The following is a 17,539-nucleotide window of genomic DNA, read 5'->3' on the forward strand; positions in this document are numbered from 1 at the left end:
TCACAATCAGTCAAGCTACGCTCTGCGGGATGTCCGAGTACGCGATCCTGGTCTACCCGTCAGCCAACCGGGTCTACACCGACTCCGCTCCGGCCCTGCTGCGCGCCGAGCTGGCGGTGTTCGGTCTGTCCGCTCTCGAGACCGAGGTCTCCGAGATCAGTGAGACGGAACTCGGCGGCGTCGGCTACGTCACCTTCACCACGCCCGCGCCGTTGAGCGAACGCGACCTGGCGCTCCTGTCGAACCTTTCCGCGCTGTACGCGCTGTTCGAGCTCGGCGACGGTGTCTTGAAGCCGGTCACGATCAGCCCGCTGGCGAACTTCGACTCGGATCTGCTGACCATCCAGAAGTATCCGGGCAAGACGAACGAGCTGTTCACCAAACTGCTCGTCAACGTCACGCTGCTGTCGACGGCGGATCCGGCCGCGATGCTGGAGAAGCCGCTGCACCTGCTGGACCCGCTGTGCGGCCGCGGTACCACGCTGAACCAGGCGATGATGTACGGCTTCGACGCGACCGGTCTCGACGTCGACGGCAAGGATTTCGACTCCTACGAGCTGTTCATCAAGACCTGGCTGAAGCAGAAGCGGATCAAGCACAGCGCCGAATCCGGGCAGGTGCGCCGCAACAGGGTCCGGCTCGGCAGGCGGCTCGACATCGGTTTCGGGATCACGAAGGAGCAGTACAAGGCGGGCGAGGTCCGCAAGCTGAGCTACCTCAACTGCGACACGCTCACCACGGACGAACTGCTGCGACCGAACTCGGTCGACCTCATCGTCACCGACGCCCCGTACGGCGTGCAGCACGGCAGCCACCGCACTCAGGACGCGTCGCTCGCGCGCAGCCCGCGTGACCTGCTCGCGGCCGCGGTCCCGGTGTGGACCAGGGTGCTGCGGCCCGGCGGCGCACTCGGGATCTCGTGGAACACCAACGTCGCGCCGCGTGAGGAACTCGCCGCGATCCTGGACAAGGCGGGACTGGAAGTCCGCGAGGACGGTCCGTTCGCGGACTTCTCGCACCGGGTGGACCAGGCGATCGTGCGGGACCTGATCGTCGCCGCCAAACCCGCCTGACTCCCACCCCACCCCCGCGTTTAGTCCTCTGAATGCGGTGGTTGGCGATGCGAACTACCGCATTTAGAGGACGAAATGCGGCAGGGGTCAGCCGGCGAGGTGGTGCTGGGCCACGTCGCGCAGCTGGATCTTGACGTTCTCCAGTGCCGCCGTCAGGTCGTCGATCAACCCGACGGCGTTCTGGATGGCGCCTTGGAGGGTGTCCGCGGTGGCGGTGTGCCCCAGCAGCGCCACCACCTGGTTCTGGATCGCCTCGAGTTCGGCCTTGGTCGCCAGCGCGACGCCGGTGGGGACCTGGTCGGCGAGCGCGTCCACCTGCTGGGCCTGTTCCTGGATGCTCATGTCTCCAGGATGGCCCCGATCAGGCGATGCGTTCCCCCACGAACTTCATCGCTTCGGGCATGACGCCTCGCCAGAAGTCGTCGTTGTGCTCACCGGGCGCCATCTTCCCGACGGCGGGATCGAGCGCTTTGATCAGTTTCCGGTCGGCGCCGGCGAAGGGATCCGAGTTACCGCACCACACCCCGGTCTCGATGCCTTTGAGCTCGTCGGTGTGCAGCAGCGGTTCATGCGATTCCCACTGCGCACGGTCGGCGAAGACCTTGCGGGACTTGGCGTCGGGCCAGCTGACGAACAGCGCGGCGCCCGCCACCGCGAGGGCCTTGAGGTCCTTGTGCTCGCGGGCGTAGCGCAGCGCGCCGAAGCCGCCCATCGAGATGCCGAACATCGCCGACGGCGGCCGCAATTGCCGTTGGGCGAGCCAGCCGGGCAGTTCCTCGGACAGCATCCGCTGCGGGTCGTCGCCCTTGCCGACGTCCACCCAGTAGTTGTCGCCGTCGACGGCGGCCACCGCGAAACCGGGCAGACCGGCCGCGACGACCTGGTTCAGCGCGTCTTGCACGCCGAGGTCCAGGAAGGTCCTGGCGTCCGCGCCACGCCCGTGCAGGGCGACGCAGACCGGCAGCCCGACCCGGGACGCGCTCTCGGGCGTGATGATGACGAGGTTGACTTCCCGGTTCCTGGCCGCGGAGCGCATCCGCTGCACGGTGACCGCCGTGGTCAGCGGTGTCGGGTTGGTCGGTGGGGACACCGGGGGTGGCCCCACCAGGGGCCGCTTTTCCCCGTCGCAGCCGGAAAGCAGCGCCGTGCCCCCGAGCGCCGCGGCTCCCAGCAGGAGGCCGCGCCTGCTGACGGCGTGGCCCCCTCCGTCAGCTCCGGCTCTCCTCATCGGCGAACTCATCGTCTTCGGCCTCTTCCCGTGGCGCCTTGTACGGGTCGGGTTCGCCGGCGTGCTGCGCCCCCGTCGCACGGCGGGCGACCTCCGCGTCGGCTTCCCTGGCCTTCGCGAGGAGATCCTCGATCCGCTTCGCGTCCTCAGGAATGCTGTCGGCCACGAAGGTCAGCGTCGGAGTGTAACGAACCCCGGTGCCCTGTCCGACCTTTGACCGCAGGACACCGCGGGCGGATTCCAGCGCCGCCGCGGCACCCGTGTGGTCAGGAGCGGACTCGAGGTTTTCGCCCAGCACCGTGTAATAGACCGTGGCGTCGTGCAGGTCGGCCGTGATCTTCGTGTCGGTGATCGTCACGTAGTTGAGCCGCGGATCCTTGATGTCGTGCTCGATCGCGTGGGCGACGATCTGTGAGATCCGCTTGGCGAGCTTACGAGCCCGAGCGGGGTCGGCCATGGGATTCGTCTCCTCGAAAATCTGTCTGTCAGTCGTCCGGGCCGAGTAGCCGGCGGTGGGCGGAGAGCAGTTCGAACTCCGGCCTGCCCGCCACCAACCGCTCACACGAGTCGAGCACGTCCCGGACGTGCTCGCCAGTCGCGGCGACCACGGCCACACCGATCAGTGCCCGCCGATGCAGCTCTTGGTGACCCGCTTCGGCGACGGAGACGTCGAAACGCCTGCGTACCTCGGCCAGCACCGGCTTGATCACGGATCGCTTCTGCTTGAGCGAATGGACGTCGCCCAGCAGGATGTCGAGCTCCAAGGCTCCGATGAACATGTGGGGTTCTGGGTTGAGTGGAAGGTGAAGCGGCGCTCCCCCGCCCAGCTGCGGGGGAGCGCCGCCGTGTCACTTACACACGCGGCTTTTCGCGCTGTTCGTACGTCTCGATGACGTCGCCGAGCTTCAAATCGCTGTAGTTACCCAAGGTGAGACCACACTCGAAGCCCTCGCGGACCTCGGTGACGTCGTCCTTTTCGCGCTTCAGCGAGTTGATCGGCAGGTTCTCGACGATGACGTTGCCGTCACGGAGGAGACGACCCTTGGCGTTACGCCGGATCTCGCCCGAGATGACCATGCAACCGGCGATCGTACCGACCTTCGACGACTTGAAGATCCCGCGGATCTCGGCCTTGCCCAGCTCGACCTCTTCGAAGATCGGCTTGAGCATGCCCTTGAGCGCGGCTTCGATCTCGTCGATCGCCTGGTAGATGACCGTGTAGTACCGGACGTCGACGCCCTCGCGGGTGGCCCGCTCGGTCGCCTTGCCCTGTGCCCGCACGTTGAAGCCCAGGACGATCGCGTTGGACGCGGTCGCCAGGTCGATGTCGGACTCCGTGACGCCACCGACACCGCGGTGGACCACGTTGAGCTCGACCTCTTCTTCGCCGACATCCAGCTGCATCAGCGAGGCTTCGAGGGCCTCGACCGTACCGGAGTTGTCACCCTTGATGATCAGGTTAAGGGTGCTCGTCTCCTTCAAGGCCTCATCGAGGTCTTCCAGGCTGACCCGCTTGCGACGCGACGCGTTGAGCGCGTTGCGGGTACGGGCCGAACGACGCTCGGCGATCTGCCGGGCGACCCTGTCCTCGTCGACGACGAGGAACGTGTCACCGGCGCCGGGCACCGAGGTGAACCCGATGACCTGGACCGGACGCGACGGGGTCGCCTCCGTGACGTTGACGTTGTGCTCGTCGACCATCTTCCGCACGCGGCCGTACGCGTCACCGGCGACGACGGAGTCACCGACACGCAGCGTTCCGCGCTGGACCAGCACCGTGGCGACCGGACCGCGGCCGCGGTCGAGGTGCGCCTCGATCGCGACACCCTGTGCCTCCATGTCCGGGTTGGCCCGGAGGTCGAGTGCGGCATCCGCGGTCAGCAGGATCGCCTCGAGGAGACCATCGATGTTGATGTTCTCCCGCGCCGAGATCTCGACGAACATCGTGTCGCCGCCGTACTCCTCGGCCACGAGGTTGTACTCGGTGAGCTGCTGCCGGATCTTGTCCGGGTTCGCGCCCTCCTTGTCGATCTTGTTGATCGCGACCACGATCGGGGCCTTGGCGGCCTGCGCGTGGTTGATCGCCTCGACCGTCTGCGGCATGACGCCGTCGTCGGCCGCCACCACGATGACCGCGATGTCGGTCGAGTTCGCACCACGGGCACGCATGGCGGTGAACGCCTCGTGACCGGGGGTGTCGATGAAGGTGATCAGCCGCGGGGTGCCTTCGAGCTCGGTCTCGATCTGGTAGGCGCCGATGTGCTGGGTGATGCCACCGGCTTCACCTTCGCGCACCTTCGTCTTGCGGATCGTGTCGAGCAGTCGGGTCTTACCGTGGTCGACGTGACCCATGATGGTCACGACCGGCGGCCTGACCTGCAGGTCTTCTTCCTCACCCGAGTCTTCGCCGTAGGTGATGTCGAAGGTCTCCAGCAGCTCGCGGTCTTCTTCCTCCGGGCTGACGACCTGGACGACGTAGTTCATCTCGCCGCCGAGCAGCTCGAGGATGTCGTCCGACACGGACTGCGTCGCCGTGACCATCTCACCGAGGTGGAAGAGCACCTGCACCAGCGAAGCCGGGTTGGCGTCGATCTTCTCGGCGAAGTCGGTCAGCGAAGCGCCACGCGGCAGGCGGATCGTTTCGCCGCTGCCCTTGGGCAGACGAACGCCACCGACGCTGGGCGCCTGCATGTTGTCCATGTACTCCATGCGCTTCTGGCGCTTGGACTTCCGGCCCTTGCGAGCGGGACCACCGGGACGCCCGAAGGCACCCGCGGTACCGCCACGGCCGCCGGGGCCACCACGGCCACCGCCGCCACGGAAACCGCCGCCACCGGCCGGGGCACCGCCGCCGCCACCGGGGCCACCGCCACCGGGACGGAAACCGCCGCCACCGCCGCCGCCGGGACGGAAACCGCCACCGCCGCCAGCACCACCGGGACCGCCGCGGAAACCTCCGCCGCCGCCACCGGGACCGCCACGGGCGCCGCCACCGGGGCCACCACGGGCTCCGCCGCCGGGGCCACCGCGGCCGCCGCCGGGACCACCGGCCGGACGGGCCGGACGGCCCGGCATCATGCCGGGGTTCGGGCGCGGGGGCATGTTGCCCGGGTTCGGCCGGTTACCACCGGGAGCGCCGCCACCGGGACGCGGCGGACGGTTGTCGCCGCCCTGCTGGCCGCCACCGGGACGCGGCGGACGAGTGTCGCCGCCCTGCTGGTTTCCGCCGGGACGCGGACCCGACGGACGCGGGGCCGGGGAACCGGAACCCACACCGAACGGGTTGTTGCCGACGCGCGGGGTACGCGGGCCGGGCTTCGGACCGCCGGGCTTGGGGCCCTGCGGCTTCGGCGGCACGACCGAACCCTGCGACGGCGTCGAGGACGCCGGCGGGGTGGCCGGTGCTGCCGGGGTTTCCTTGGTTTCGGACTGCTTCGGCTCGGCCGGAGCGGCCTTCGCGGCCGGAGCCACCTCTTCCTTGGGCGCCGGCGGCTTGGGGCCGGGGCGCGGACCCGGGCGGACACCCGGGGTGGAGGGGCGGGACGGCTGCTGAGCCGGGGCCGACGGAGCGGACGCCGCGGGGGCGGACGCCGCCGGAGCCTCGGTCTGAGCCGCGGGCGCGGGCTGAGCCTGCTTCGCGGCCGGAGCCGGAGCGGCGGGCTTCGCGGGCGGTGCGGGCGAAGGACGCGGGCCGGGGGTCGGAACAGACTTCTTCTTGCCGTCCTTGGACGGGTACGCGTCACGGAGACGGCGGGCGACCGGCGCCTCGACGGTGGACGACGCGGACTTCACGAACTCGCCCTGTTCCTTCAACTTGGCGAGAACTTCCTTGCTGGTGATGCCGAGCTCTTTCGCGAGCTCATGTACTCGGGCCTTGCCTGGCACAGCTCTCCTCATCTGGGGAGGCCGGCGGCAGACCCGCAGACCTCGTCCTATTGTCGCGCGTTCATTGATTCAGCTTCACGGCTGACTCATGACGGGTCGACCTGCTTCCTGATTCCATCCGGCACCGGGGATGTCCCGGCGCCCTTAGCCTTCGGCGAGCGCTCCAGGCGTTCGTGGACACCCTGGGCGTCGAGCGACCCCGGAACACGAAGTGCTCGGGGAAACGCCCTGCGCCGCTCGGCCTTGGCCAGACAGTCCGGCACGGGGTGCAACCAAGCACCCCGGCCCGGCAACCGCCGACCTTCGTCGACGATCAGCCGCCCGTCCGCCGCGACCACTCGCAGCAACTCGCCGATCAAGGCCCGCCGTCGGCATCCCACACAGGTGCGAACCGGAGTTTTCCGGTCATCCTGGGTGTCGGTCGCCGTCCGCGGGCTCTGAACCACTCGTAAGTCTAGCGCTTCGACCTTCACTCAGCCGAACCGGTTGCCGCGGCGGGCCGCGCCTGCCCGGCGTGTGCTTCGTCACCCTGCTCAGGAGCGGCGTCGCTGCGGATGTCGATACGCCATCCGGTCAGGCGGGCGGCGAGGCGGGCGTTCTGCCCTTCCTTGCCGATCGCGAGTGAAAGCTGGAAGTCCGGGACGACGACGCGAGCGGTCTTGGCCCGCTCGTCGACGACCCGTACGGACACAACCTTCGCGGGCGACAGCGCATTCCCGACGAACCTGGCCGGGTCGTCGGAGAAGTCGATGATGTCGATCTTCTCACCCGCGAGTTCGCTCATCACGTTGCGCACGCGCGCGCCGACCGGGCCGATGCACGCGCCCTTGGCGTTGACGCCGGGCACCGTCGAGCGGACCGCGATCTTGGTCCGGTGTCCCGGTTCGCGCGCGATGGCCGAGATCTCGACCGTGCCGTCGGCGATTTCGGGGACCTCGAGGGCGAACAGCTTGCGCACCAGGTTCGGATGCGACCGCGACAGCGTGATCTGCGGGCCCCGGTTGCCCCGCGAAACGGTGACGACGAAGGCCTTGATCCGGCTGCCGTGTTCGTAGGACTCGCCGGGCACCTGCTCGACCGAAGGCAGCACGCCTTCGATGTCGCCGACCTGGATGACGACCATGCCGCGGGCGTTGGCGCGCGCGTCACGCTGCACCACCCCGGCGACGATCTCGCCCTCCTTGGCGGAGAACTCGCCGAAGGTCTTCTCGTGCTCGGCGTCGCGCAGGCGCTGCAGGATGACCTGGCGCGCGGTGGTCGCGGCGATCCGCCCGAAGCCCTCGGGGGTGTCGTCCCACTCCTCGTCGACCTGGCCGTCCGGGGTGAGGGTGTGCGCGAGGACGCGCACCAGGCCGCTCTTGTGGTCGATGTCGATCCGGGCGTGCGGCTGGTGGCCCTCGGTGTGCTTGTACGCGGTGAGCAGCGCGGTTTCGATGGCCTCGATGACCGTTTCGAAGGGGATGTCCTTGTCCCGTTCGATCGCGCGCAGCGCGGCGATGTCGACGTTCACTTCGGCTCCTCCTTCGGTTCGGTAGCGGCGGCGGTGTGGGCCGCGGCGTCGGTTTCCAACAGTTTCAGGTCCTCGGCAGGTGGTTGCTTGAACTCGATCTCGATGACCGCCTTGGCCACCGAGGCGTACCCGACGTCCCGGAGCTCGCCGTCGACGAGCACGCGCGCGGACTTCTCCCCCGCGTGGCCGACGCGGCCGATGAACGGAGCGCCCTCGACGGGGGTGACCTTGACCAGGCGGAACTTCGCGCGCCGCCAGTGCCTTCGCTGGGTCAGCGGCCGGTCCAGCCCCGGTGAGGTCACTTCGAGGGTGTACGCGCTGGCGAGCACGTGCTCGTTCTCGTCGAGCACGGCGGAGACGGCGCGGCTGACGCTCGCCACCTCGTCCAGCCCGACGCCGTCGTCCCCGTCGACCACGACCTTCACCAGCTGACGGCGGCCTGCTTGCTGGACCTCGAAGGAATCGAGGTCGAAACCCGCGGCCTTGACGGCTTCGGCCACGATGGGCTCCAGCCTGCTGGCGAGGTCGTTGGGCACGGTGGAGCGCTCCTGTTCGGCTGTGGGCGACCCGGCGGTGTGGATCCGGGTTCGGTAGTGGACCAGCTTATCTGGTGACCCCGGTGCGACGCGCGAGCGGCGGCCCCGCGCGGGGTACTGGCAGGATGGGGCGGCGTGACCGGAAGACCGACCGAGCCCACCTTGCCGAGCCGTCGCACTTTCCTGCGCGTGGGAGCGCTGGCCGCGTTGGCCGTGCCGTTGGCGGCCGCCTGCTCCCCAGGGTACGACGAAAGCCCGGATCCACTGGCCCCGCTGCTGAGCGCCGCGGAGTCCGACGTGGCGGGCGCGAAAGCGCTGACCGGCGCCGAAGCCGAAGCGGTCGCGACGGCACGGGCGGCGCACGCGGCGGCGCTCAAGACCGAGGTGGACCGGCTCAACCGGCCGAAGCCGACGCAGTCCGGCCCGGCCGAGAACGCGCCTTCGTCCTTGGAGGGGCTCAAGGAACGGATCGCGCAGGCCCGCAAGCAGGCCGAGGGCCTCGTGCCTTCGCTGCCCCGCTACCGCGCGGGGATGGTCGCCTCCATCGCGGCGGGCTGCGCGGCGCTGCAGCAGAGTTCGGACCAGCTCGGCCGGGGCGACGACGCCGGCCCCGTCACGGTGCCCGCCGGTCCCCCGCTGAACCAGGAGGCGACGGAGGCCGTGCAACAGGCGCTGGCCGCCGAGCACGCCGCGATCTGGGTGTACGGCCTGGTGAGCGCGTACCTTCCGGCGGCCTTCAGCGGCGCGGTGGCGCGGGGCTCGGCCGAGCACGTCAAACGGCGGGACGTCTGCGAACGGATGCTTTCCGCGGCCGGCCAGCCCCCCGCGGGCCCGGAGGCCGCGTACGTGCCGCCGAAACCGGTGACCGACGCCAACTCGGCGATGGAACTGGTGGCGACGGCCGAATCGGACGCGACGGCGGCTTGGCTCGGCGTGATCGACCGGACCGACGACACGACCTTGCGGGCGACGGCCTTGAACGCGCTGATCGGTTCGGCGCGGCGAGGGACGGCTTGGCGGGCGGAGTTCGGTGCGAAGCCGGTGGCGATCGCCATGCCGGGTCAGACCGCGTAAGCCTGCTCAGCGGCGCAGGTCCCCCGAAAGCCGCAAAGCGTCGGTCGCGATCCGCTCCAGCACCGGCTTGTCCTTGTGCTTGTTGTAGAAGCCCGCCAGCACGATGGCCACCTCCGGCCCGGTGACGTGGGAGTCGTAGGCCGCGTCCTGTCCCGAGATCTTCGGGGCACCCTGTCCCTTGAAGGTGCCGTCGCGCACCAGGTCGGACACGTTGCCCGTGCCGTCCTTGTCGGTGAGCGCCTTGAGCTGGGTCGCGGTGACCTCGCCGGGCATGGTGACCAGGACGACCGACACCAGCGCCTTCTGCCCGCCGGTCTCGGTCGTGTACAGCGCCCGCGACAGCCGCGTGCAGGGCGTCTGGGTGAAGAAATCCTTGGTGTCGCCGTAGGACTTGCTCGCGCAGTCGGAGGTGACCTGCGGGCCCTCGATCAGCGTGTACTGGAACTGGCCGCTCTTCTCCGGGGTGTCCGCGACCGGGGTCGTCTCCGGCTCGTGCCGGATCAGCCACCAGAGCAGGGACGACACGACCGCGATCGCGACCAGCGCGGCGCCTTTCAGCGCCAGGGTCTTGGTGTCCCTCGACGGCTTCGGCGCGAGCGGCGGCCCACCCGGCCCTGCCGGTCGCACCGGCTGAAGCCGGGCCGTTTCCGTCGCTCCCGGGGTAAATTGCGCACCAACCACGGGGTCATACGGTAGTTCACCGGCCCCGGGCGGTTCACCTGAACGTGCTTATCACCCGTTCCACGTCGTCAGCGGTGTTGTAGAGATGGAACCCGAATCGCTGCCGTCCGGCCCGGGTACCGGCCACGATGCCGGCTTCCTTGACCCGGTCGGCCGCCGCGTCGAGCGAGACGATCGCACTCCCCTGACCGGGTGAGCCGAGCGCTTCGAGGAGCGAGTCGGCGAGCCCCACGCAGTGCGCGCGGACGGCTTCGAGGTCCAGGGAGCCGAGGTAGTCCAGCGAGACGGCGGCGCCGACGAACGCGAGCCAGGCCGGGGACAGGTCGAGTGACCGGGTGCCCTCGGCGAGCCTCAGCGGGAGGCCGTAGACGGTCTGCCAGCGGTCTTCCCCGGCGTACCAGTTCGCGGCGACCGGCAATGCCCGCTCCAGCACCCGCGGATGCGCGGCGAGCCACGCCGCCCCGCGCGGCGCGAGCAGCCATTTGTACCCGGCGGCGACGACCCAGTCGGCCCAGCCCAGGTCGAGCGGCTGCCACCCGGCGGCCTGCGTGGCGTCGAGCAGCACCGCCGTGTCCGCGGCCTCGGCGGCGGCGCGGAGCCTGTCGAGGTCGATCTGGGCGCCGTCCGCGGACTGGACGATGCTGACCGCGACGAGGTCATGCCCCTCGACGCGGTCGGTCAGCTCGGCCAACGGGACTTCGGTGACCTTCACCCCGCGATGTGCTTGAGCCGCGAACGGGAAGGTGACGCTGGTGAAATCGTTCGCGGCGACCAGCACACTGGCGCCGTCGGGCAGCCCGGCCGCCACGTTCGCGATCAGCTGCGAGACGGTCGCCCCGATCGCGACCCGGTCCGCCGGGACCCCGATCAGCGCGCCGAACCCCGCCCGGGTGCGCGCGACGGGCTCGTCGAAATCCGGCGGGCGAGCCTCGCCGCGCCGCCACCGTTCGACCGCTTCAGCCACCGCGTCGGCCGCGTGCGACGGCGGGATGCCGATGCTGGGGGTGTTCAGATATCCGGGCGGACAGGCGAATTCGGCGCCGAAGCTCTGCATGTCCGGAGAGATTAGTGATTTTCGGGGAGCAGCCGCACGACATCGTCGTAGGACGGCGGCGTCAGCGGGAGTTCGCCGCCATCGCGGACGGCTTCCACCGCGCGCAGCGTGGCGGCCAACGCCATCCGATACGGCAGGGACCCGAGGCTGACCCGCGCGACACCCAGCCCGGCCAGGCCCGCGACGGTCACCCTGCCGGGCAGGAACAGCAGGTTCACCGGTACGCCGACGGCCTCGACCAGCCGCTCGACGTCGGCGGGTCCGGCGAGACCGGGTACGAACACCCCGTCGGCACCTGCGTCCACATAGGACTGACAGCGGCCGATCGCGGCCTCGATGTCGGGCCGCCCCAGCCAATGGGTGTCGGTGCGCGCGTTGACGAAAATCCCGGGCGCACGCTCCTTCGCCGCCGTGATCTTGGCCGCTTGCCGCACGGGGTCGCCCAGGGCGTCTTCGAGGTTGATGCCCGCGACGCCCGCTTCGGCGAGTTCCGCGGCGAGCGCCCCCACTTCGCCCGGGTCGTCACTGAAGCCTTCGGCGACGTCGACGCTGATGAGCGTGTCCAGCGCGGTCAGCCGCCGCGCCAGCCGGACGGTCGCGTCCTTGGAGGACGGGGCACCGTCCGGCTCGCCCTCGGCGGCCGAGACCCCGAGGCTCGTCGTCCCGAGTGCCGGGAAGCCTTGCGCGGCCAGGAAGGCGGCCGCGCCGAACTCCCAGACGTTCGGCAGGAGCAGCGGGGAACCGGGGACGTGCAGTGCGGCGAAGGCTGTCATGTCTTGAAGGTAGCCAGCGGACGCTTCGGTGACGGCCGAAGTGTCAGGTCCGTGAAGGACTCCTTGAGGGACTCGGGGATCGTCGCCCGGTCTCACACCTTGATCAACGGAAGATCCGGGACACTCAACGTCCCCGATCCTCCGTTGATCAAGCTCGTGCCGATCACCGGCAACCCGCACAAGCTCCACACCAGTAGGTAAACAAATACGAGTCCCTCAAGGAGTCCTTCACGGAATCCCGGTGTTCGCCACGTTCGTCCCACCTGCACCAGTAGCCACAGCAACTGCGCGTGAAGGACTCCTTCACGCGGCTGAGCCCAGGGTCCCGGCAAAGTCGGGACCGTGCAGGTCGGTGACCTCTTCGTCATGGCGCAGGCCGACGTCTATGAAGGAATTGGGACGTTGAGTGTCCCAATTCCTTCATGGACACGGGGTCGCACCCGGTTGCGAAGCTTGATCAACAGAACTTCAGGGGGCATGCCCCTGAACCCGGTGCACCTCGAGTGTGGAGGATTTGGGACGTTCACCGTCCCAAATCCTCCACACTCGGACCCCGCAGGCATCAGCGATGCCACATCCGGACCACCAAGAGCCGCACTGACCAGCAACTCTGCGACTTTGCCGGAACCCTGCGGCTGAGCCGAGGGAAGGGGCCTTCACGCGCATCAGATCCGGGCAGCGGGGTGCGGATCCGACCCGCTGTTTCGGCACAAGCGCGCGGTCGAGGTCGCGAGGCTGAGGGAGCTACCCGAGACATGACGGTCGTCGGAAGACCCGAATCGCCACTCACGACCGTCAGGCCCGCTCCAAGAACGGCGTCAGCAGCTCCGGCACCGATTCCTCCGCGAAAAGCAGCCCCTGCTCCTCCCCCGCGTCATACACCGAGTACGCCCCGGCACCGGCGGCCGTGGTCGCGACGACGGTCAGCAATCCCTTGCGCCGCTGGAAGATCGACTGCTTGACCGTCCAGCCGATCACCCCTTCGCGGTCCAGGGCGAACGTGCTGCGCCGCACGGTCCCGTGCCGCCCGACGAGATAGCGCCCGGTGATCCCGTGCCCGAGGTTGCGGTAGGCGTCCAGTGCCAGCAGCACCGACACCGGCAGCAACACGACGCCGAGCGCCACACCGATCACCAGCAGGACGTCGGTCAGCAGGAAGCCGAGGATCGCGAAGATCGCCAGCAGCACCACCACCGAACCGGCCCACCAGCGCAGCAGTCGTCCCCGCGCGGCGCGCGGATGGCCGGTGAGCCGGACGGCTTCGGTCGGCGAGACCGGCTCGCGCAGCACGTCCGCGGCGATCCGGTTGGCCGTCGCGACCGGCGCGGCCGGCAGGAGCGTGTGGTAGTCGGTCTTGTCGTTGTCGTCGCCGCGCCGCATGCCGGTGGCGATCGCGTCGACGCGCGCCGCGCCGGCGATCCGGTTCCCGAGCGGCTCGACGAGGTCGATGCCCCGCAGACGGCGTTCCTCGATCGAGATCGAACGGGTGGTGAACAGCCCGCGACGTACCCGCAGCGTGCCGCCGGATTCGCGGTCGAGCCGGAAGTTCCACCACATCTCGACCCACAGGCCCAGCGCCCCGACCAGGCCGACGACCATCGCGATCGCCAGCAGGATCAGGATCGCCACCACCAGCGGGATCCCGCGGAACAGCCCGAACACCCAGTCGATCAGCCCCTTCTGCAGCCCGGCCCAGTCCGAGATCTGCATGAGGCCACCGCCCGCGGCGAGACCCAGCGCCGGGGTCAGGAACGACATCGGCGCGTAGCGGATCCACCGGGGGTCCAGCGTGGCGAGCGGCGCGTTCTCGTCGGTCTCCGCGATTTCGTCGCGGCGCAGGAGTTCCGCGCGCAACCGTTCGGCTTCGGCGCGGGAGACCGGGTTGAGTTTGAGCCTGCCCTGGCCGCCCGATTCGGGCGAGCCGGTGCCGATGGTCACCACCGCGATGCCGAACAGCCGGTGCAGCGGGTTGGCCGTCAGGTCGACGTTGCGGATCCGGTCGCGCTGCAGGGATTTCCTCGACCGGACCACCAACGTGAACGCCGTCTCCAGCCGTTCCGGCGTGACCCGGTACCGCATCGCCTTCCAATAGAACAGGTCGACCAGCACGCTGCCGCCGACGAGCAGCAGGCCGCCTGCCATGACCCAGGCGAGCGCGACCCAGAACCGCACGCCGCCGCCGACGATCGCGGCCATGGTGGGGATCGCGGCTCCGACGGCCACCCCCGCCATCGTCAGCGCGGTGACGGGCAGCGTCCGCTTGTCGAGTGCGCTCCACCCCTCGGATTCGCCCGAAGTCATGTCGCGTCCCCCGGCGTCGCCTGCGTCGTCTCGGTGAGCTGCTCGGACAGGCTCGCGGCCAGTTCGTGGTCGAGCCCCCGGATCTTGACCGCACCCCGCGCCGACGCCGTCGTGACCGTGACGGTCGCGAGCTTGAACACCTGCTGCAGCGGTCCGCGCAGGGTGTCCACGGTCTGGATCCGGGACATCGGCGCGACCCGCCACTCCTGCCAGAAGAACCCCGAACGCGTGTACACCGCGGTCTCGGTGACCTCCCAGCGGTGGACCTTGAACCACCACACCGGCATCGCGATCACCCAGGCCAGTCCCAGCACCGCGAGCACCGCCGCCGGTGTCAGCAGCCAGGTCCGCGCGGGTGCGACGATCAGCCCGAGCAGCACCAGCACCAGCACCGGCGCCCCGAAGATCAACGCCCCCTGCGACCGCCACCAGCCGAGCACGCGCCGGTCCAGCGCGTTCCGCGGCGGCCTCAGCCGCACCTTCCCCCGATCGGCTTCCACCGATGTTCACCCCCGACGATCGTTTACAATGCGATCGCATCGTAATAGCGTGGGACAGTAGTGGCAATGCGATCGCATTGCAAACGGCCTCGGCGGAACGGACGGTGAAGGTGCCGAAGCAGGTGGATCACGCCGCGAGGCGGGCGGAGATCGCCGAGGCGCTGACGCGGCTGACGGCCACACGCGGCCTCGAAGGCGTCAGTCTCCGGCACGTCGCGGCGGAGGCGGGCATGTCGATGGGCCTGGTGCAGCACTACTTCAAGACCAAGGACGAGATGCTGCTGTTCGCCGTCGAGCGGCGCTCCCAGGTGTACGAAGAGCGCCTCAAGGCCCGGCTGGCGGCCGGCGAACTGCCGTCGACCCCCAAGGCCATCCTGCGCGCCATCATGACCGAGATCCTTCCCCTCGACGAACGCAGCCGAGGTGACTGGCTGATGGGTGTCGCGTTCTTCATCCGCACGATCTCCGACCCGTCGTTCGCGGCCGCGTATTCCGAAGGCGTGCCGCAGTTGTTCGAACTGTTCGCCGTGCTGATCCGGCAGGGACAGGAGGCGGGCGATGTCGACAAGTCGGCCGACCCGGAGCACGAAGCGGCGATCCTCTGGGCGCTCGCCGATTCACAGGGCACCAACATCGTGATGAAGCACCGCACCCCGGACGAGGCGGTGTCCACTGTGGACTACTACCTCGACCGGCTGTTCGGTGCCGGTTCAGCTCCCGCCGGATGAGGCCGCGGCCGAGGCCCGTACCGCGCGCAGCTCCCGGAACAGCTTCCGCAGCGCGGGAACCGCGTCCCCGCCCCGTTCCGTCAGCTCCTCGATCCGCTCCTTGTACCGGCGCCTGTCCCCGCCCGAAACGACGCCGCGGAGCTCGACGGCCGCCACCAGCGCGGTGAGCGCGGCGTCCACATCGGACACCGGCCCGGAACCCCGCAGCGCCTGATCGACCATGGCCCGCAAGCGTTCGACGACGGCGGGCTCCCGCACGATCGGCCGCCGCGACGGGAACAGGCCCAGTATCCGCCCCGTCCGCAGTTCGATCACGCCCGCCGCGTCGAGCTGGGATTCCAGCGCCTCCAAGGTGCCGCGGGCGTCCTTGCGCACCCACCACTTCCACTTGCGCGGGCTCTCCCCCGCCACCTCGGCGAGCAACTCGTCGAGGACGAGATCCCCGGTCGGTCCGGCACCGGACACCGTGACCAGGCCGTCCGCGTCGGCGGCCCGGCCGCGCAGGACGAGGTCGGTCAACGCGGCGCCGCGGATCAACAGTCTCGTGCGGTCCCGGTCCCGCAGCCTGTCGTTCGTGACGTCGCAAGCGAGCAGATATGCCTTGGCGGGTAAAGAAAGTTCGGTCATCAGTGCCTCTCCAGCTTCGGCCAGATCTCATTCCATGAACCCCGCCTGCCGTCATACCGCCACAACAGCCCTTCCACCACCGGGGTCACCTCGGCGAAGTACGGCTTGAGCAGTTCCGGATCGAATCCGGCGAACAGCACGCTGCCCGCGGACTCCGGCGGGCGGTCGAAATACCAGTAGCCGCGATGGCCACTGTAGACACGTTCGATGCCGTACTGCCGACCGTAGAACTCGGTCGCGGCGGCGAACGGATAGATCTCGGCGTAGACGGCGGTGTGCGCCTTCTTCTCCGGCGGCAGGGCGGCGTAGGTCTCCCCGATCACCTTGACCAGCTCCTGTTGCGGCAGTTCGCCGCCCGCGAAGGAGGTGCCGAGCGCGATCGGGCCGACGCTCGTCCTGGTCATGGTCGCCGGGAAGATCGGCAGGCCGGCGAGGGTGATCACCGCCGAAAGCACCATCGCGGGCCACGCCACCAGCCGCCACCGGGGAACGTGGTTCACGAAGCCGGTCGCCGCGGCGGCGAACGGCAGCGCGAAAACGCTCATCAGGTAGTAGGAACGGCCGTGCAGTACCAGGAAAGCCACGATGAGCGCGGCTATCGCTACCCCCAAGAAGCGATAGCCGCGAAGTTCCCGTGAACAGATCAGCCGGACGAGGCCGTAGACGAACGCGAGCACGCCCGCGCCGACACCCGCCATCAGGAACCCGTCGCGCAGGAAAACCCAGGTGCCGGGGAATTCCGCGGCCACGACGTCGTTCATGAGCAGATACGGCCAGCCGTGCGACGCCTGCCAGACCAGCGTCGGCACCGTCGCGACGAGGGCGATTCCCGCGCCCAGCCACAATTTCGGGCGCCGCACGAGTTCCCGTGGCCCGAGCACGAGCGCGCTGACGAGCGCGAGCACCCAGAAAGCGGGGATGAGGAACTTCGTCTGCAAGGAGATCGCGGTCACCACCCCCGCCCAGACCAGGAGCCCGTCGCGGCGGGTGCGCGTCCAGCGGACGACCAGCCAGACGATCACCGTCCAGAGGAACGGATCGAAGACGTAAGTTCCGATCCAATGGCTGACGATGATCACCCCGGACGTCGCGTAGAGCCCGGCCGCGAGGACCTGCGCGCCGCGTCCACCACCCAGTTCCCTGGCGATCAGGGCGGTGACCACCACGCCGGCCACCGCGGCCAGCGTCATCGGCAGGCGCAGCAACACCAGTGAACCGGGGAACAGCCAGTCCATCGCCCCGGCCAGCGCCGGGATCAACGGCGGCTGGTCGAAATAGCCCCACGCCAGGTGTTCCCGGCCGGCCATCAGGAAGTACAACTCGTCGAAACCGTGCGCGTACCGGCCACTGGTGGCCAGCAGCGCGGCTCCGGCCAGCGCGGCGACGACGAACACCGGCAGGCGGGCGAAAACCTGTTCCTGTCCTGTTCGGACCGTTCCGGCCGTCTGGGTCGTGTTGCTCATGATCTCCAGTCCACCGGAGACTGCGCCGGGGAGAAACCGGGTAAAGAGGATCACCGCATAGACGAAAGTTGCGGGTCCCCAGCCGTTGGTCGCCGGTCACAGGCGA

18 protein-coding genes are annotated in these 17,539 nt (G+C 69.4%); 3 read left to right on the forward strand and 15 right to left on the reverse strand.

Annotation, left to right across the window (positions count from 1 at the left end; translation table 11 throughout):
- Window positions 1-29: 29 nt before the first annotated feature.
- Window positions 30-1,073, forward strand: coding sequence for a TRM11 family SAM-dependent methyltransferase (locus ACZ7KI_RS31445; RefSeq protein WP_470276662.1), 1,044 nt, complete (start codon window positions 30-32; stop codon window positions 1,071-1,073).
- A gap of 87 nt (window positions 1,074-1,160) precedes the next feature.
- Here ACZ7KI_RS31445 and ACZ7KI_RS31450 read toward each other — a convergent pair whose 3' ends face one another.
- From ACZ7KI_RS31450 to rimP, 8 genes are all read right to left on the reverse strand, one after another.
- Window positions 1,161-1,415, reverse strand: a complete 255-nt coding sequence (locus ACZ7KI_RS31450; protein ID WP_465465625.1) for a hypothetical protein — start codon at window positions 1,413-1,415, stop codon at window positions 1,161-1,163.
- A 19-nt stretch (window positions 1,416-1,434) separates the two neighbouring features.
- On the reverse strand, window positions 1,435-2,301 hold the full coding sequence (locus ACZ7KI_RS31455; RefSeq protein ID WP_470276663.1) for an alpha/beta hydrolase: 867 nt from the start codon (window positions 2,299-2,301) through the stop codon (window positions 1,435-1,437).
- A complete protein-coding gene (rbfA, locus tag ACZ7KI_RS31460; protein WP_465465623.1) occupies window positions 2,282-2,758 on the reverse strand; it encodes a 30S ribosome-binding factor RbfA in 477 nt (158 codons plus the stop codon). The genes ACZ7KI_RS31455 and rbfA overlap by 20 nt, the downstream gene beginning before the upstream one ends.
- A 28-nt stretch (window positions 2,759-2,786) precedes the next feature.
- Window positions 2,787-3,080, reverse strand: a complete 294-nt coding sequence (locus ACZ7KI_RS31465) for a DUF503 domain-containing protein (RefSeq protein WP_465497744.1) — start codon at window positions 3,078-3,080, stop codon at window positions 2,787-2,789.
- A 73-nt stretch (window positions 3,081-3,153) separates the two neighbouring features.
- A complete protein-coding gene (gene infB, locus ACZ7KI_RS31470; RefSeq protein ID WP_470276664.1) occupies window positions 3,154-6,186 on the reverse strand; it encodes a translation initiation factor IF-2 in 3,033 nt (1,010 codons plus the stop codon).
- Between the two features lie 86 nt (window positions 6,187-6,272).
- Window positions 6,273-6,659, reverse strand: coding sequence for a YlxR family protein (locus tag ACZ7KI_RS31475; protein WP_470276665.1), 387 nt, complete (start codon window positions 6,657-6,659; stop codon window positions 6,273-6,275).
- A complete protein-coding gene (nusA, locus tag ACZ7KI_RS31480; protein ID WP_470276666.1) occupies window positions 6,656-7,696 on the reverse strand; it encodes a transcription termination factor NusA in 1,041 nt (346 codons plus the stop codon). The genes ACZ7KI_RS31475 and nusA overlap by 4 nt, the downstream gene beginning before the upstream one ends.
- Window positions 7,693-8,232, reverse strand: a complete 540-nt coding sequence (gene rimP, locus ACZ7KI_RS31485) for a ribosome maturation factor RimP (RefSeq protein WP_470276667.1) — start codon at window positions 8,230-8,232, stop codon at window positions 7,693-7,695. Before rimP ends, nusA begins: the two co-directional genes overlap by 4 nt.
- Before the next feature lie 135 nt (window positions 8,233-8,367).
- Here rimP and ACZ7KI_RS31490 point away from each other — a divergent pair, with 135 nt between their 5' ends.
- The gene (locus tag ACZ7KI_RS31490; RefSeq protein ID WP_470276668.1) at window positions 8,368-9,306 is read left to right on the forward strand and encodes a ferritin-like domain-containing protein; all 939 of its coding nucleotides are present in this window, start codon (window positions 8,368-8,370) and stop codon (window positions 9,304-9,306) included.
- Window positions 9,307-9,312: 6 nt separating this feature from the next.
- On the opposite strand, the gene ACZ7KI_RS31495 is transcribed toward ACZ7KI_RS31490, so the two are convergent.
- From ACZ7KI_RS31495 to ACZ7KI_RS31515, 5 genes are all read right to left on the reverse strand, one after another.
- Window positions 9,313-9,933, reverse strand: a complete 621-nt coding sequence (locus ACZ7KI_RS31495) for a hypothetical protein (RefSeq protein WP_470276669.1) — start codon at window positions 9,931-9,933, stop codon at window positions 9,313-9,315.
- 88 nt (window positions 9,934-10,021) lie between these two features.
- The gene (locus ACZ7KI_RS31500; RefSeq protein ID WP_470276670.1) at window positions 10,022-11,041 is read right to left on the reverse strand and encodes an aminotransferase class V-fold PLP-dependent enzyme; all 1,020 of its coding nucleotides are present in this window, start codon (window positions 11,039-11,041) and stop codon (window positions 10,022-10,024) included.
- Window positions 11,042-11,052: 11 nt separating this feature from the next.
- Window positions 11,053-11,814: an isocitrate lyase/PEP mutase family protein gene (locus tag ACZ7KI_RS31505; RefSeq protein WP_470276671.1), complete on the reverse strand. Its 762-nt coding sequence runs from the start codon at window positions 11,812-11,814 to the stop codon at window positions 11,053-11,055.
- A gap of 795 nt (window positions 11,815-12,609) precedes the next feature.
- A complete protein-coding gene (locus tag ACZ7KI_RS31510; RefSeq protein WP_470276672.1) occupies window positions 12,610-14,115 on the reverse strand; it encodes a PH domain-containing protein in 1,506 nt (501 codons plus the stop codon).
- A complete protein-coding gene (locus ACZ7KI_RS31515) occupies window positions 14,112-14,615 on the reverse strand; it encodes a PH domain-containing protein (RefSeq protein ID WP_470276673.1) in 504 nt (167 codons plus the stop codon). Before ACZ7KI_RS31515 ends, ACZ7KI_RS31510 begins: the two co-directional genes overlap by 4 nt.
- 110 nt (window positions 14,616-14,725) lie before the next feature.
- Here ACZ7KI_RS31515 and ACZ7KI_RS31520 point away from each other — a divergent pair, with 110 nt between their 5' ends.
- On the forward strand, window positions 14,726-15,343 hold the full coding sequence (locus tag ACZ7KI_RS31520; protein ID WP_470276674.1) for a TetR/AcrR family transcriptional regulator: 618 nt from the start codon (window positions 14,726-14,728) through the stop codon (window positions 15,341-15,343).
- On the opposite strand, the gene ACZ7KI_RS31525 is transcribed toward ACZ7KI_RS31520, so the two are convergent.
- Together ACZ7KI_RS31525 and ACZ7KI_RS31530 are read right to left on the reverse strand one after the other, a co-directional pair.
- The gene (locus ACZ7KI_RS31525) at window positions 15,326-15,970 is read right to left on the reverse strand and encodes a GOLPH3/VPS74 family protein (RefSeq protein ID WP_470276675.1); all 645 of its coding nucleotides are present in this window, start codon (window positions 15,968-15,970) and stop codon (window positions 15,326-15,328) included. The two genes, ACZ7KI_RS31520 and ACZ7KI_RS31525, sit on opposite strands and share 18 nt — an antisense overlap.
- Window positions 15,970-17,433 carry an ArnT family glycosyltransferase gene (locus ACZ7KI_RS31530; protein WP_470276676.1) on the reverse strand — a complete coding sequence of 488 codons (1,464 nt, stop codon included), beginning with the start codon at window positions 17,431-17,433 and terminating at the stop codon, window positions 15,970-15,972. The genes ACZ7KI_RS31525 and ACZ7KI_RS31530 overlap by 1 nt, the downstream gene beginning before the upstream one ends.
- Window positions 17,434-17,539 lie beyond the last annotated feature (106 nt).

Source organism: Amycolatopsis sp. NPDC039088 (genome assembly GCF_055598845.1).

Coding starts and splice junctions, on each gene's coding strand:
- ACZ7KI_RS31445 (WP_470276662.1), top strand. CDS start 30: ATGTCCGAGTACGCGATCCTGGTCTACCCGTCAGCCAACCGGGTCTAC.
- ACZ7KI_RS31450 (WP_465465625.1), bottom strand. CDS start 1,415: ATGAGCATCCAGGAACAGGCCCAGCAGGTGGACGCGCTCGCCGACCAG.
- ACZ7KI_RS31455 (WP_470276663.1), bottom strand. CDS start 2,301: ATGAGGAGAGCCGGAGCTGACGGAGGGGGCCACGCCGTCAGCAGGCGC.
- rbfA (WP_465465623.1), bottom strand. CDS start 2,758: ATGGCCGACCCCGCTCGGGCTCGTAAGCTCGCCAAGCGGATCTCACAG.
- ACZ7KI_RS31465 (WP_465497744.1), bottom strand. CDS start 3,080: ATGTTCATCGGAGCCTTGGAGCTCGACATCCTGCTGGGCGACGTCCAT.
- ACZ7KI_RS31500 (WP_470276670.1), bottom strand. CDS start 11,041: ATGCAGAGCTTCGGCGCCGAATTCGCCTGTCCGCCCGGATATCTGAAC.
- ACZ7KI_RS31505 (WP_470276671.1), bottom strand. CDS start 11,814: ATGACAGCCTTCGCCGCACTGCACGTCCCCGGTTCCCCGCTGCTCCTG.
- ACZ7KI_RS31510 (WP_470276672.1), bottom strand. CDS start 14,115: ATGACTTCGGGCGAATCCGAGGGGTGGAGCGCACTCGACAAGCGGACG.
- ACZ7KI_RS31525 (WP_470276675.1), bottom strand. CDS start 15,970: ATGACCGAACTTTCTTTACCCGCCAAGGCATATCTGCTCGCTTGCGAC.
- ACZ7KI_RS31530 (WP_470276676.1), bottom strand. CDS start 17,433: ATGAGCAACACGACCCAGACGGCCGGAACGGTCCGAACAGGACAGGAA.